The organism is Granulicella mallensis MP5ACTX8 (assembly GCF_000178955.2).
Lineage (GTDB): Bacteria > Acidobacteriota > Terriglobia > Terriglobales > Acidobacteriaceae > Granulicella > Granulicella mallensis.
The window spans coordinates 2,209,050-2,222,591 of sequence record NC_016631.1 but is presented as its reverse complement, the minus strand read 5'-3'; the positions used below and the strand labels follow the sequence as shown (position 1 = coordinate 2,222,591).

General features: G+C 60.2%; 13 protein-coding genes. 2 read left to right on the top strand and 11 right to left on the bottom strand.

The features are described 5' to 3' along the window. Positions 1 to 12: 12 nt before the first annotated feature. The 3 genes from rpoN to ACIX8_RS09465 form a co-directional block, all read right to left on the bottom strand. Positions 13 to 1,536: an RNA polymerase factor sigma-54 gene (gene rpoN, locus ACIX8_RS09475; RefSeq protein ID WP_014265120.1), complete on the bottom strand. Its 1,524-nt coding sequence runs from the start codon at positions 1,534 to 1,536 to the stop codon at positions 13 to 15. Positions 1,537 to 1,674: 138 nt separating this feature from the next. Beyond that, on the bottom strand, positions 1,675 to 2,409 hold the full coding sequence (gene lptB / locus ACIX8_RS09470) for an LPS export ABC transporter ATP-binding protein (RefSeq protein WP_044178242.1): 735 nt from the start codon (positions 2,407 to 2,409) through the stop codon (positions 1,675 to 1,677). Between the two features lie 6 nt (positions 2,410 to 2,415). Then, the gene (locus ACIX8_RS09465; RefSeq protein ID WP_014265118.1) at positions 2,416 to 4,884 is read right to left on the bottom strand and encodes an LptA/OstA family protein; all 2,469 of its coding nucleotides are present in this window, start codon (positions 4,882 to 4,884) and stop codon (positions 2,416 to 2,418) included. Between the two features lie 186 nt (positions 4,885 to 5,070). Here ACIX8_RS09465 and ACIX8_RS09460 point away from each other — a divergent pair, with 186 nt between their 5' ends. Beyond that, positions 5,071 to 5,727, top strand: coding sequence for a hypothetical protein (locus ACIX8_RS09460; protein WP_014265117.1), 657 nt, complete (start codon positions 5,071 to 5,073; stop codon positions 5,725 to 5,727). A gap of 210 nt (positions 5,728 to 5,937) precedes the next feature. On the opposite strand, the gene ACIX8_RS09455 is transcribed toward ACIX8_RS09460, so the two are convergent. From ACIX8_RS09455 to ACIX8_RS09445, 3 genes are all read right to left on the bottom strand, one after another. Continuing rightward, positions 5,938 to 6,900, bottom strand: a complete 963-nt coding sequence (locus ACIX8_RS09455) for a catalase family peroxidase (RefSeq protein WP_014265116.1) — start codon at positions 6,898 to 6,900, stop codon at positions 5,938 to 5,940. 189 nt (positions 6,901 to 7,089) lie between these two features. Further along, the gene (glyS, locus tag ACIX8_RS09450) at positions 7,090 to 9,234 is read right to left on the bottom strand and encodes a glycine--tRNA ligase subunit beta (protein ID WP_044176470.1); all 2,145 of its coding nucleotides are present in this window, start codon (positions 9,232 to 9,234) and stop codon (positions 7,090 to 7,092) included. Beyond that, positions 9,234 to 10,217, bottom strand: coding sequence for a glycine--tRNA ligase subunit alpha (locus ACIX8_RS09445; protein ID WP_014265114.1), 984 nt, complete (start codon positions 10,215 to 10,217; stop codon positions 9,234 to 9,236). Before ACIX8_RS09445 ends, glyS begins: the two co-directional genes overlap by 1 nt. A gap of 103 nt (positions 10,218 to 10,320) precedes the next feature. On the opposite strand from ACIX8_RS09445, the gene ACIX8_RS09440 reads away from it, so the two are divergent. Beyond that, a complete protein-coding gene (locus ACIX8_RS09440) occupies positions 10,321 to 10,845 on the top strand; it encodes a barstar family protein (protein WP_014265113.1) in 525 nt (174 codons plus the stop codon). A 2-nt stretch (positions 10,846 to 10,847) separates the two neighbouring features. Here the strand turns inward: ACIX8_RS09440 and recO are convergent, their stop codons facing one another. The 5 genes from recO to ACIX8_RS09415 all read right to left on the bottom strand — a co-directional run bounded on the left by recO (position 10,848) and on the right by ACIX8_RS09415 (position 13,523). Continuing rightward, a complete protein-coding gene (gene recO, locus ACIX8_RS09435) occupies positions 10,848 to 11,597 on the bottom strand; it encodes a DNA repair protein RecO (protein WP_014265112.1) in 750 nt (249 codons plus the stop codon). 37 nt (positions 11,598 to 11,634) lie between these two features. Then, positions 11,635 to 11,994, bottom strand: coding sequence for a hypothetical protein (locus tag ACIX8_RS09430; RefSeq protein ID WP_150110553.1), 360 nt, complete (start codon positions 11,992 to 11,994; stop codon positions 11,635 to 11,637). After that, positions 11,949 to 12,209 carry a 4Fe-4S dicluster domain-containing protein gene (locus ACIX8_RS09425; protein ID WP_014265111.1) on the bottom strand — a complete coding sequence of 87 codons (261 nt, stop codon included), beginning with the start codon at positions 12,207 to 12,209 and terminating at the stop codon, positions 11,949 to 11,951. The genes ACIX8_RS09430 and ACIX8_RS09425 overlap by 46 nt, the downstream gene beginning before the upstream one ends. 117 nt (positions 12,210 to 12,326) lie before the next feature. Beyond that, positions 12,327 to 13,202, bottom strand: coding sequence for an inositol monophosphatase family protein (locus ACIX8_RS09420; RefSeq protein WP_014265110.1), 876 nt, complete (start codon positions 13,200 to 13,202; stop codon positions 12,327 to 12,329). 33 nt (positions 13,203 to 13,235) lie between these two features. After that, positions 13,236 to 13,523, bottom strand: a complete 288-nt coding sequence (locus ACIX8_RS09415) for an RNA chaperone Hfq (RefSeq protein ID WP_014265109.1) — start codon at positions 13,521 to 13,523, stop codon at positions 13,236 to 13,238. Between the last annotated feature and the right edge of the window lie 19 nt (positions 13,524 to 13,542).

The following is a 13,542-nucleotide window of genomic DNA, read 5'->3' as shown; positions in this document are numbered from 1 at the left end:
GTAAGATGCGGATCATCGTACACGGCGTTGGTGGGTGCTGGGAATCTGCATATCTTCGCGATACTTCGCAACCGTCCTGCGGGTAACCCGGATTCCCTGGCGCTGCAACTCCGCGGCGAGGTATTCATCGGTCCACGGCTTGCGTGGGTCTTCGTCCTCGATCAGCTTCTTAACACGGCGTTTAAGCAACAGCAAGGGCAGGTCGCCCCCCTCCGGCCCGTTCACGCTCTCAGTGAAGAAAAAGCGTAGCTCGTACACCCCCTGGGTCGTGTGAACATATTTATTTGCGACAGCCCGGCTAACCGTCGAAGCATGGACCCCGATCTCCTCGGCGACCTCCTTGATCATCATCGGCTTCAGGGCCTCGACACCGCGCTCGAGAAACTCCTGCTGCCGCCGCACGATAGCCTCGCAGGTGCGAACGATCGTATTCTTGCGCTGCTCGATGTTGCGCAGGAGCTGGATAGCGGACTTGTAGCGCTCCTTCACATACTCCCGCACCTCGCGTTCCGTGCTCTTCTCCCGCAGCATCTTGCGATAGCCCTGGTTGAGCCGCAGCGCGGGCAGGTCTTCTTCATTCATGACCACCACATACTCATCGCCACGCTTGACGAAAGCGACATCCGGCTCGATGAGGCGTGTGTCCGAGCTGCTGTAGCGCTGGCCGGGCCGAGGGTCGAGGCTGCGAATCAGATCCACAGCAGCGGCAACCTGCTCCGGCGTGCGATGCGAGACTCGCGTCAGCTCGCGCATATCTTTTTTCTGCAACAGCGACAGATGCCGGTCAGCAATCAGGGCAGCCGCGTCGAAAGTTGCCACCGCATCCTCTGGAACGGGAGCCCTATTACGCTTCCCCACAAGGAGCGCCTCGCACCGCAACGCTTCGATCTGCAGCAACAGGCACTCGCGCAGATCGCGTGCCCCCACGCCGATGGGGTCCAGATGAGCGACAACACCCCGCGCCTCGGCGACCAGAATAAGCTCAGCCTGCCCCGCTTCACTGCCAGCCAGTGCTTCGGCGAGTTCCTGATCGCTCGCGGTGAGATATCCGTCTTCGTTCAGGTTACCGATCACCAACTCAACGGCTGTACGAAGCTCCTGGCGCAGCGGCATCGAACCCAGCTGCCAGGTGAGGTAATCGCTCAGCGTGCTGGGCTGGGCAAGAAAGTGTTCAAACGACGGCTTCTCGCTGTCATAGTCTTCGAAGTTGGAGGCGGTACGAAAGCCGGGATCAAGATAATCCTGGAAGTAACTCCCAAAGTCGATCTCATCGAAGGGATCTTTTTCAGTGCGCTCCCCCTCTACCACGAGGTCTTCCGCACTGCGCTCACGATCTCCCTCACGGGCTGTACGTTCATCGAACGTCTCGGAGGACTCTTCGATCTCCTCCAGCACTGGATTTTCGACCAGTTCGCCGTTGATCATGTCCTTGAGCTCAAGCTTGTTGAGCGCAAGCACACTGACCATCTGCATCAGGCCCGGAGTGAGCACCTGGCGCTGCGAGACTCGAACATTCAGTCTGGGCTGTAACAACAAAGATCGACCTCGCGAACCCTCCAAGCATACGCGCGGAAGGCACTTTGCCTCGGACCCACCATCCGTAAGCAATTCTAGGGCCATTCTACAGCGTTGGGCGCTCTTGCTTTTACTTTTATTATTGCTGGGTTTTCGTCGTCAAACCCCACCCATCGAAAAGCCCTCACCCAGGTACACCCGCTTCACCTCAGGATCGCGCCCCAGCTCCCCCGGCGTCCCCGTGCGGAAGATACGCCCCTCGTTGATGATGTACGCACGGTCTGTAACGCTCAGCGTCTCGCGGACATTATGGTCCGTAATGAGCACGCCGATTCCGCTGGCCTTCAGGTCGAAGATGATTTGTTGCAGCTCCAGCACGGCGATCGGGTCGATGCCGGAAAACGGCTCGTCCAGCAGGATAAACGCCGGATTGATGGCCAGGCAGCGGGCGATCTCCACACGGCGGCGCTCGCCGCCTGAGAGTGCGTATCCACGCGTCTTGCGCACATGGCCAAGGTTGAGCTGCAGAATGAGGTTCTCGGAGGCCTTGCGCCGCGCCTCCCAGGTGTTGTGCTGCGTCTCCAACACAGCGAGGATGTTCTCCTCCACCGTCAGCTTGCGAAAGATCGAGGGCTCCTGCGGCAGGTAGCTGATGCGATGCTCTCGCGCCCGCAGATACATCGGAGTGCGGGTGATGTCGGCCCCGTCCGTAAAGATGCGGCCACTGTCCGGCCGTACCAGGCCGACGATCATATAGAAGCTCGTTGTCTTGCCGGCGCCATTGGGGCCCAGCAAGCCGACGACCTCGCCCTGCCGTATCTCCAGGCTGACGCCTCGAACTACCTGCCGTCCACCGTATGCCTTGCCGATCTCCTCGGTTGCCAGAGTCCTAATCACGCTCTACTGCCTCACTTCCGTCTCGGTGCGGACACGCCCATGCTTCTGTGCCGGCCCCGGAGGGGCACCTGTAACGATGATCGTACTATCGTCCGAACGGAACAGCAGAGTTGCACCAGTAACGTTGCCCTGCTTCACATCCGCGATATGCGGCGGTTTGGCCGGTGTTCCGGTCAAGATGTAGCTCGAATCCGCCGTCGTATAGACCAGCTGCTCGCCCGTACCGGCACGCCCCGGCTGATCGATCCGAACCGCTTCGGAGAGCACGACCTTCTCGACCGAACCACCCAGAAGATTCGTCGGCCCCGCCGGCTTCGCCGCTCCTGGCGCGGCCTTCGAGGACACTGCAGGGTTCAGGAAAACAACCGCCTTCTGCGAGCGCGCCTGCCCTGTTGCGCCATCGATGTGAACGCCACCCGAAAACGTCGCTTCGCGAGCAATATCGGAGTAGTCCATCGCGGGGCTCGCAACCCTGACCACCTGCCCTTCACCCGACGAGGCAGTCTTGCCCTTCGCCTGCGACGGGTTGGCATTGGCAAATACAGCGTGAACCAGCCCCCCCGCAGAGGCCGGGCGAGCGGCCAGTGTCTTTTGCTTCTGGTCGAACTGCAGGGTCGCGGCCTCAACCTGCGAAGCCCCCTGCCAGAGCCGTGCCGGATGCGCTTCATTGCCGTAAAAATCAGCAGCCTGTGAAGCCTGGACCAGATGCGCGTGGTCGGCAGTGACATGCGTCGCCTGAGCAGTCGCGGAGGTCTCCGCGCCCAGCAAGGTGGCAAGAACATTTCCCTGGGCATCCGCATCGCCCGTCGTCTGATTGGCGACAATCGTAGCCGCCGTCAACTGGGTGTCACCCTGTGTGTAATGGGCCGAGCCGGTGAGGGTCAGCTTTGAGGTCGCTCCGTCGTACACGGCGTTGTTGGCACTCGCATCGGACGGCGGCTCGGGCTTGGCGGCTCCCGCACGCAACGCCGGGACACTGTGGATCACCACATGCCCGTTCTGTACCGCGGAGGTGATCCCGGTCGCCATGCCACCACTCTTCGTGGGCTGCGAGGCAAATGCGATGTCGATCGTGTCGGAGGTGCTGGTCTGCTGTTCTCCCAGAGGAGCATCCTGCTGCAACCGCGCGTGTCCCGTGCCGAAGACTTTTCGCAGCTCGGCCTTCTGTGACGCACCCGGTTCGAGGTCGGCACGCAGGTTGTCCGCCGTAATCATGGTGGACTTGATCTCCTGCGTCTGAGGATGGCCTGCGCTCGGCGCAACCGGCGAGTCACCTCGGGCCATTGCCGAGCCGGTAGCCACAACCTGGCTGAGCCTCGACACCGTCTTGTGCCCGATGGGCACCAGCGTCGCCACGATGCGGTCTCCGCGCATCTCGCGAGAGAGTGCAGGCCCGCTTCCCTTGTGGTCGCTGAGCGCTACCTGTGCCGCGCCTGTTGCGACGATGTTGGTCGGTGCACCCAGCGCGTTGAAACTCGTATCCACCTCATTGGCCTTGCCGTGCATCGGCTGCTGCGCATCGTCATCCCAGAGCACGACGCCGCCCGTCAGCTTCGTTGTCTGCGGCAGGCTGGCGGTGTTGAACGTCGCCTCGAGATGCGGAGCTGTAAGGTGACGCGTCCCTTCATCGAACGCTACGTTGCCATCCGCCTCAGCCTGAGAGATCGAGCCATCCTTGCGCAGATGCAGCAAGGCACTGGCCGCACGCGCCGTGCGCCCCTGGGTGCGCGCAACGGGCTGTACCAGAGCCACGGTGTCGCTTTCGCGATTGAGGTCCGCCTTGACCGCGTGGACCGTCATCGGCTCGCCGCGAATATCCCCGGTCAGACGCACATCGGCCAGCAGATGCAGCATGCTCTCGTCGGAGTTGAAGATCGCCCCCTTCGCCAGGCACTGCAGCCCCGCATAGCGGAACTCCACCTCCTGGTCCGTCGTGGCAATTCCCTCCGCGCGGTTATAGCTGAGACCGCTGGTCCGGACGTGGATGATGTGGTCGTTTCCTCCAGACTTGCCATCCGATGGTGTAGCTGGAGGCTTGGGGGCGTTCGCAGCCGGAGTCTTGCCTCCAGCCGCCAGCGCTCCGGGGGCCTGCACGTCGATATGGACCTCACCGAGTGCCTGCACAATCTGCGTCTTTTCGTCGTACTCGAAGTCCGCGCCATAGATCCGGTCGAAGTCCGCGGGGGTCTTGCCATACAGCGTGAGGACGCCGTCATGCAGCGACCACTTCCCATCGCCATGCGGAATGCCCTTGGCCGCATGCAGCGTAAAGATCGTCCGCCCCTTCAACGACTGCGAGTACGTAAAGCCGTCGGTCTCATGCGTGATGTGAGCACCGGACCGCCTTACGATGTCCCGCCAGGTGCGCAGCGCGCGGTAGCGTCCGTAGCCGAGAAAAACTGCCAGCACGACGAGCAGCAGGACCGCTCCCCCTGCCAGTACCCATCGAAGTCTCTCTACAGACGCTTTCATTGCCTGCACTTATCTTCTCACCCCCGGAGAAGATGGAGACTCTATACCTTGCAAGATCCGGCATACGAGTTTCGAAAGAGGAGCCGACCACTCGCATCTCGAAACTCGAAGCTCGGAACTGAAAGCAAACACCCCCGAAACGGATGGAACCCCAACGCCCATACCGCCATCCCGCTAAAATGACGTATGGCCGATCAGCTTTACCTGAGTTTGTGGTTTCCCAACTTCCGTCTGCAAGCGCTGCCCGATGCGCTCGTCGGCGTCATGCGTCAGTTCGCCGTTATCGCGAAGGACGGCAAACCCGGCAGCGAGTTTGGCCGCGTGGCTGCCGCAAGTACCTATCCGATCAACTGGACCGAATCTCCCACCTACCAGCGCATCTACGTCAACGACGAGCGCGCGCAGACCTCCGCCGACACCGAAGGCTCGATCATCGAGAACGCGGTAGCCGAAGCGACTGAACAGCTTCACGACGACATGGCCTACGAGTTCGAGATGCGCTGGATGCTCTGGCTTCCCGATGCCGCCGGCGACCTCGACATCGCCTGGCGGCTGGAACCGGCAAAGGTGCGCATTACGGGCTTCGGCCCGGACTTCGATGACGGCAGCTATGAACAAAACGGACACATCCGCGTCGACTTCGGACTCGATACACCCTGGGTGCTCGAAGACGAAGAACTGGACACCGACGCCGCTGACCGCATCAAACAGAACGTCGAAAAGCTGCTCGCGTTCACGCTCTCGGTCGAGAAGCACTGCGGCATCTCCAGCCGCCTATTGTGGACGGAGAGCGGAGAGCCGCTTGCCGAGAAGCTGATCGCGCGTTTGCAGAGACTGAACTAGAGCTGACACTGGAAACACGCCACACAAATCTCAGCGCAAAGCCCTATCTTTAGGGCTGAAAGCCCGACTCATCAGTGTCACCACGATGAATCGGGCTTTCAGCCCTCTACATTTTGGGTTCCGATAACCCAGGGCGTTGCCCTGGGCTGATATGAGACAGGCCTTCGGCCCTGAAACCAAAACGTCTTACCTCATTGCAATACGAACCCGCTACTGCGCTGACTCACTCCGGCGACGGCGTCCGCTGATCAAATAAACCGCCGCACGAAGCTCCAACAGAGGGTCATCCGAAGGCTCGATGCCATCGACGCGCGGTATCGGGTCAAAGATAATGCGTTGCTGCTCATGCGCATCGTCTGTGACAGGCGCAGTCAGGGCAATCGTGCCGAGTTCAACCACCCTCCGGTCCTCCGGCCAGTGAATCGTCGCATCGTCGACGACATCGCCTTCATTCGCCAACTGCACCAGGATGCGGAAGCTCACCGGACCGGCCGCCACTCGTTCTTTCAGCTCGTCGAAGAGATAGTTCGGCCCCTTTGCCGCAACAGCAGCGGCATCGAGGTGCTCGTTCCCTGCCTCCGGCACGATGCGATAGCGGCCATAGCGCACGACACCGTCCGCATTGATGAAACGCATCGCCGTGATGCCGAAGTAAGACTCACGGCCAAAGCTCGAAGGCGCGGGCTTCGGAGTCTGCACAAACGCGAGCGCCGCTGGATGTCCCCCCAGAAAGATCTCGATAGGCTTTGGGTTCTTCGGATCGGAGGGCGCAGCAAGGTCGCTACTGGCAAGCGCCCGCAGGAGCTCCAGAAACTCATCGCCTGTGCGGACGGGAAAGCCGTCTACCGAGTGGCTCACGATGTCGGTATGGCTATGCTCCGCCAGGTTGAACCGGATCGCCATGCCGCGCGGGTCAGCATTGGGATCGGTATCCGGCACAAGCGGCAGCCCAGTCGAGTTCGAGAACCGGACTGTCACCGGAGTCGACTCGCGCACGACATGCGGCGCGCGGGTGAGCGAAGCAGCTTCCTCAGAGGGCGTAAACGTACCCGTCAGCATCGTGCCCTTGGCATGGGCGGGACGAAAACTGGGATGCTCGCCAAAGATCGTATCGAACTGCTGGATGAGGTTGTTACTCAGGGCTAACAGCTTTTCGTCGGTTGGCAGCGGCATGATCGTTCTCCTGTGAAGTGTTGGACTGACCTCTACTCTAAATCGCTGGAGGTAGCCGCACTGTGAATCGCAACTGCCCCGGGACAAACGACAAATGCTATTGCCTTTGTCGTTGCTTGTTTTTCGTCGTCATCCTGAGCCAACAGCGAAGGATGACGACGAAAAACAAACAAATGCACACGTGCGCATCTACCCCTGCGCAACAATCTCCGAGAAGTCCGCGATGCGCGAAAAGTCTGCAACCGTACGAGCCAGCAACGCCAGACGGTTCGCACGAATATCAGCCTCCGGGGCCATGACCATCACCCTCTCGAAAAACTCATTGACGACAGGCCGAAGCGAAGCCACTTGAGTCAAAGCCTCACTATACTGGCGCTTCGCCCGCAAAGCTTCTACGTCGCTTGCGACACGCCCGCCGGTAGACTCCAGCGCCTTCTCCGAGGCATCGGAGAGCAGCCCTGTGTCCACGCTCGCAGGAATCGATTCACCCTTCGCCTGTGCCTGATCGAGGATGTTCTTCATGCGTTTGAACGCCGCACTGACCGCGATGAAATCCTCTCCACCGCGAACAGCGGTCACAGCCTCGGCACGTGCCACAGCATCCCTCAGATCCTCGGCTCCTGCAGCCACAACGGCCTTCACGACGTCATACGCCTGTCCTCGCCCTTCGCGCAGATAGAACTCGATACGCTCCGCAAAGAACGCCTGCAGCTTCGCAGCTACCTCCGCCTCAGATTGCGCAACCCCAAACACATCAGCCAGCGTAAGCGGCAGACCCGACTCGGCCAGGATTCGCACCACCGAATTCGCCGCACGGCGCAAAGCAAACGGGTCCTTCGATCCGGTCGGCTCCATCCCCAGCGCAAACATGCCGGTGATCGTGTCGATACGATCGGCCAGCCCCAGCAAAGCCCCTTCAAACGAACGAGGAATCGCATCCTTCGCCGACGCAGGAAGGTACTGGTCGTAGATAGCATCCGCAACGGTCGCGCTGACGCCCTGCGCCTTCGCATACAGCCCGCCGATGACGCCCTGCAACTCCGTGAACTCCTTCACCAGCTCCGTCGTAAGATCGGTCTTCGCGAGCTTCGCTGCCTCGTCAACCGCACTCGCATCAACAGTCGCCCCACGCGACGAAGCTACCTTCGCAAGCTGCGCAGCAAGAGAGCGTACACGCTCACTCTTCGCCGCATAGCTGCCGAGGTCTTTCTGGAAGGTCACGTTCTCCAGCAGCTTCACACGCTCGGCCAGCGGCGTACGCTGGTCGAACTCCCAGAAGAAACGCGCATCGTTGAACCGCGCGCGCAGCACGCGCTCGTTGCCCTGCTTGATGATCGGCTCATTCGTCTCGTCGAGCGCAATATTTAGGATCGCAAGAAAGTGTGGAGCTAATTTACCAGCAGCATCTTCCACCGCAAAGTACTTCTGGTGATCGCGCATCACCGTCACCAGCACCTCTTCCGGCAGCTCGAGGTAAGCCGACTCGAAGCCGCCGAGCAGCACCGCGGGCCACTCGGTCAGGTGCGTCACGCTATCGACCAGCTCCTCGTCTTCCCGCCAGCGAGCGCCCTCGACCGCGCGCGTGACGTGGTCCAGAGCCTTGCGAATCGTCTGCCGCCGCGCCTCGACATCGGCGATCACATACTCCCCTTCAAGCTGCGCAAGGTAGCTCTCCGGGGCGACGATCTCGAACGGCTCGCCGCTCGACAGCACACGATGACCGTAGCTCGCGCGGCCCGCCATCCTGCCCGCGAAGGTCAGCGGCACAACCGCATCTCCCAGCAGGCATACGATCCACAGCACAGGGCGCACAAACCGCTCCGGCTTGCCCGGGCGCCAGTACATATTCTTCGCCCAGTAGATCCCTGCGATCTCCTTCGGCAGCTCACTTGCCAGCACCTCGGCAGCGCTGCGGCCCTTCTTCACGCTGGTCGCGGCAAGATACTCACCCTTCGGTGTCGTGATCGTTCGCAACTCGGCCACGGCAACGCCGGACTTCCGCGCAAATGCCTCAGCCGCAGGTGTAGCCACTCCATCCTTGAAGGCGATCTTCACCGCAGGACCGGTGACGTCTTCGGTGATGTCCGCCTGCTGCTCGCGCACGCCGCACACCAGCACGGCGAGTCGACGTGGCGTGGAATAGCTTCTAATGACATGTTTCACGAGAAACGCTGTCACAGGCTCAACACTTTGTGCCTCTTTAGCCAGAGCAGCATCAATCAACTGTTCGCGTCCCAACAACGCCACCACGCGGCGCAGGAGTTCGGCCTGCGCTCCGGCGATCATGCGCGCGGGAACCTCTTCCAATCCAATTTCCAACAAAAAATCTGCCACTACGCCACCGCCCCACTGACTTGCTGACTTGCTGACTCGCTAACGAGCCTGCCCTGTTCGGCATAGATCTTCGCAACACCGACGATGAGAGTGCGAATCCGCGCCATCACACCGACACGTTCTGTCACCGAGATCGCACCCCGCGCATCCAGCAGGTTGAACGTGTGCGAGCACTTCAGCGCGAGCTCATACGCTCCCATCACCGGGAAGCGCTTTACGGCCAGCGCATCGGTATTCTCTTCCGTCAGCACCGTCTTCGCGCGTTCAAGCAGCAGGAGACACTCGGTCTCATACAGCCGCAGATGCTCCCAGAGCTTGTCCACATCGGCATAGTCGAACGAGTACGCCGAGAACTGCTGCTCCTCGTGCAGGCGAACGTCGCCATAGGTAAGCTCCGCTCCCGTCATGGGATCGCGCGACCACACGATGTCGTAGATCGAATCGAGGTCCTGCAGGAACTGCGCGATGCGCTCAAGGCCATACGTGATCTCGCCCGAGATCGGGTCGAGGTCCATGCCGCCGCACTGCTGGAAGTAGGTAAACTGCGTGATCTCCTGCCCATCGAGCATCACCTGCCAGCCGACGCCCCACGCGCCGCCCACCGGCCACTCCCAGTTGTCCTCTTCAAACTTGATGTCGTGCTCTTTCAGGTCGATCCCGATGGCCACGAGCGACTCGAGATACAGCTCCTGCACCCGCTCCGGTGGCGGTTTCAGAATCACCTGGAGCTGCGTATGGCGAAAGAGCCGATTTGGGTTTTCACCATAGCGTCCATCCGCCGGACGCCGCGAGGGCTGCGCATAGGCGATGCTAATGGGCTTCGGCCCCAGCACGCGCAGAAACGTATCGGGCGACATGGTGCCGGCGCCGACCTCGAGGTCGTACGGCTGTTGCAACACGCATCCATGCTCGGCCCAGAAACGCTGCAAAGTGAACAGTAATTCCTGGAATGTTAGCGCCTTCTTGGCCATAACTGCTTGCATCTACGAAACCTTCTTGGAAGATCGAATGCTTCCATTCTAACGTCCTCAAAGTTTATCTACTCGGAAACGCATTCAGGGCTGAAGCTTTTGCTAGGCTGGCCCTATGGCAGCTTTTATCTCTGATTCAAAAGACGAAACGCGTCTGGATTGGGCAGTACTACGTGATGGCGGGATCTCCCTTTACCTGAATCATGAATTTCTCAATGAGGATGTGATGAAGCTGCAAGCACTTGAGTACTCCGTCAAAAGCTTTGATTGCTCAACGTGGCTGACGCCTGCCGACATGCATGACTCACTGCAAAACACCTTGGAATTTCCAAGCTATTACGGTCGAAACTTCAACGCACTAAACGATTGTCTGCAGGATCTCGAGGTACCTTTTATTGGCGGTCTATCCCTTGTCTTCCGCCACTTCGATCGTTTCGCAAACGCTTCTCCAGAAAATCAAGATCTGGCATTCAGCGTTCTCGATCTCTGCGTCCGCGCCTCTCGTACACATATGCTCACAGGAAGACGATTCCTCACCCTTGTTCAATCAGACGACCCCACATTGCAATTTGAAGGTCTAGGAGCGATAGATACGCCCTGGAATAGACGGGAATGCTTAGCGAAGAACCGCAATCTGTAAGTTCATCGCTGTAGTGCCACAGCACTTCGTAGTCGCCGCTCCAGATGCCGCTCCAGCGTCCCAATCGCAAACGCCCTGAGATCCTTCGCTCGCCCCTCTGACCAGGACTCCTCCGCAAGCTGCGGCAGCGACGACCGCGCAATCCTGTAGCTCTCCGCCACCGACTCCGCACTCAGCGGCCTGCTCCCTGAGCGGCGATCGTCATGACACGTCACACCGTCGCCCGCCGGAGACCACCACACCGTCTGCCCGCGCAGGTCGAGCCCGCACACCGCGCAGTGTCCCAACTCCGGCATCCAGCCCATCAGGCGGTTCATCCAGAGGCAGAAATACGTGACCGGCAGCCACACGCTATCCGCCTGCATGGCCGTGAGCGTCGCGAGCGCGAGCCGGAAGATGTTGTCCTCGGGAGCGAGGTCCGGCATCGCCTCTTCAAGCACTTCCACGACGAGCTGCAACCCGGCGGTGCGGAGATAGTCCACCGGCGCGGTCAGGGGCGACCACAGGATCTCGAAGTTGTCGAGCCGTACGAGCTCCTGCCTTGGGCGTTCCGTGTAGTGGGCGCGGACATGTGTCGCCGGTTCCAGCGCGCCACCGAAGCGGCGGCGGCTCTTCATGGCGTGCCGCGCCACCCCCTTGACCTTTCCCTGATCTCGCGTAAAGAAGCTGATCAGCAGGTCCGCCTCATGAAACGGCCAGGTGCGCAGCACGATCGCTTCGCCGTGATGCGGGATGAGCCTGCCTTCTGCCATGCAGGTCTATCGTATCGTTTGTTGCTTCTGCGGGTGTTTATCGCTGCTTCTGATAGTTCGTTTCTGGCTTTTGCTTTGTTTTTGCTCTTGCTTTTCTGGTTGTCATTCCGAGCGTAGCGAGCGAACCTGCTGTCTCCCGTTTTTCGTTCGTGTTGCCACAAAGGTTATGCGGCAACACGAACTCAGCCATCCAGTTCGTGCCCAGTTGTTTTATGGGCAGTGCAATCAAAGAGCGGGAGACAGCAGGTTCGCTCGCTACGCTCGGAATGACAACCAGAAAAGCAACGACAAAAATAACGGCAAACAACAAAACGCGCGACCCGAGGGCCGCGCGCTCACAAATCGAAAACTTTAGCGACCGAAGTGCGTCGCGTTCTTCTCCTGGAAGCTGACCCACTTGTCCGGCAGGTCGTCCCCGGCATAGATCGCCGAAACCGGGCAAACCGGAACGCACGCACCGCAGTCGATGCACTCGACCGGGTCGATGAAGAGCTGCTCGGCCTCGCCGTGACCCGTCTCGTCCTTCTTCGGGTGGATACAGTCGACCGGACACGCATCCACGCAAGCCGTGTCTTTGGTTCCGATGCAGGGTTCTGCGATTACATACGCCATGTCTCTTGCTCTCCTCGGTCAGTGTGTCGACCAGATCTTCAATTTAGAACTCGATTCTAACAACAAACGCAGCTCATCCAAAGTCGTAAGAAATTCACAACTCGGACTGGATTGGGCCTACTTATCGGTAGTTTCATCCATTCGGCGAGCCGCAAACTCCGCCGGAGTAGGAATCGGCTCGATGTTCTTCCCTGCAAACAGGTCCTCAAAGAGATGCTGCATCTCCGCGTGAATCAACCCATTTGTCGCGAGCACCTCGCGGCTGTCGAGCGTAAATTTGCCGCCATCAAAGTGTGTAATCTTGCCGCCGGCCTCTTCCACCATCAGATAGCCCGCCGAGGTGTCCCACGGATTCAGCTTGAACTCCCAGAACCCCTCCAGGCGTCCGCAGGCAACATACGCCAGGTCAAGCCCTGCAGAGCCCGCGCGCCGTACCCCATGCGAGCGCAGCGTGAACTCCTGGTAGAAGTGCACGTTCGGGCTGCGATGCCGCTTGTGGCTCGGGAAGCCTGTCGCTACGAGCGACTCCTGCAGCGTCTTCGTGCGTGAGGCATGGATCGGCTTGCCGTTGAGTTTGGCTCCGCCACCGCGTTCGGTCGAAAACATCTCGTCGCGCAGCGGATCGTAGATCACGCCGGCAACCATCTCGCCATCTTCCCCGGCGGCCAGTCCCGGGGCCCGGCGTTCGCATCCCAGAATCACACAGAACGCTGGAAATCCATGCGCAAAGTTGGTCGTACCATCCAGCGGATCGATATACCAGCGGAACTCGCTCTCCAAGGCCTGCCGCGTGCCCTCTTCGCCATAGATGCCGTGGTCTGGCAGCGCCTCACTCAGACGGGCGACGATCAGCGCTTCACTCGCGCGGTCGGCCTCGGTAACCAGGTCGACGTCGCCTTTATACTCCGCCGCAACTCCGCGGTGATAGAACTCGCGCAGCAGCGCTCCTGCTTCACGCGCAATGGACTCTGCAATGCCGACCAGCTCAGCCACAAACTCTCCTTGATGCCTTGGTTGAAACGGGGTTTAGTTCGCTGCCGCTGCTTCGCGATTGCCGCTGCGGCGTGTGCTTGCACCAGCACTCTCGGTAATCGTGCGGATCTGCGCCTTGTAGATGAAGAGATTCGGCTTGCCTTCGCGCGTGAGCCGCACCATCATGTCGTCGAAGTATTCGATCCAGCCATTGACGACCTCGCCGTCGCGCAGCTTGACGGAGACCGGAACCTGTCGCTCGCTGAGCGATTTCAGGTAAAGCGCCTCCTGTCCCGTCTCTCCCGCAGGTAGTCCTTTGTGCCGCTTTTTCGTCGTCGCCATACCCTTGATTGTACGGCGA

Coding starts and splice junctions, on each gene's coding strand:
- ACIX8_RS09465 (WP_014265118.1), bottom strand. CDS start 4,884: ATGAAAGCGTCTGTAGAGAGACTTCGATGGGTACTGGCAGGGGGAGCG.
- ACIX8_RS09460 (WP_014265117.1), top strand. CDS start 5,071: ATGGCCGATCAGCTTTACCTGAGTTTGTGGTTTCCCAACTTCCGTCTG.
- ACIX8_RS09455 (WP_014265116.1), bottom strand. CDS start 6,900: ATGCCGCTGCCAACCGACGAAAAGCTGTTAGCCCTGAGTAACAACCTC.
- ACIX8_RS09445 (WP_014265114.1), bottom strand. CDS start 10,217: ATGCAAGCAGTTATGGCCAAGAAGGCGCTAACATTCCAGGAATTACTG.
- ACIX8_RS09440 (WP_014265113.1), top strand. CDS start 10,321: ATGGCAGCTTTTATCTCTGATTCAAAAGACGAAACGCGTCTGGATTGG.
- recO (WP_014265112.1), bottom strand. CDS start 11,597: ATGGCAGAAGGCAGGCTCATCCCGCATCACGGCGAAGCGATCGTGCTG.
- ACIX8_RS09425 (WP_014265111.1), bottom strand. CDS start 12,209: ATGGCGTATGTAATCGCAGAACCCTGCATCGGAACCAAAGACACGGCT.
- ACIX8_RS09415 (WP_014265109.1), bottom strand. CDS start 13,523: ATGGCGACGACGAAAAAGCGGCACAAAGGACTACCTGCGGGAGAGACG.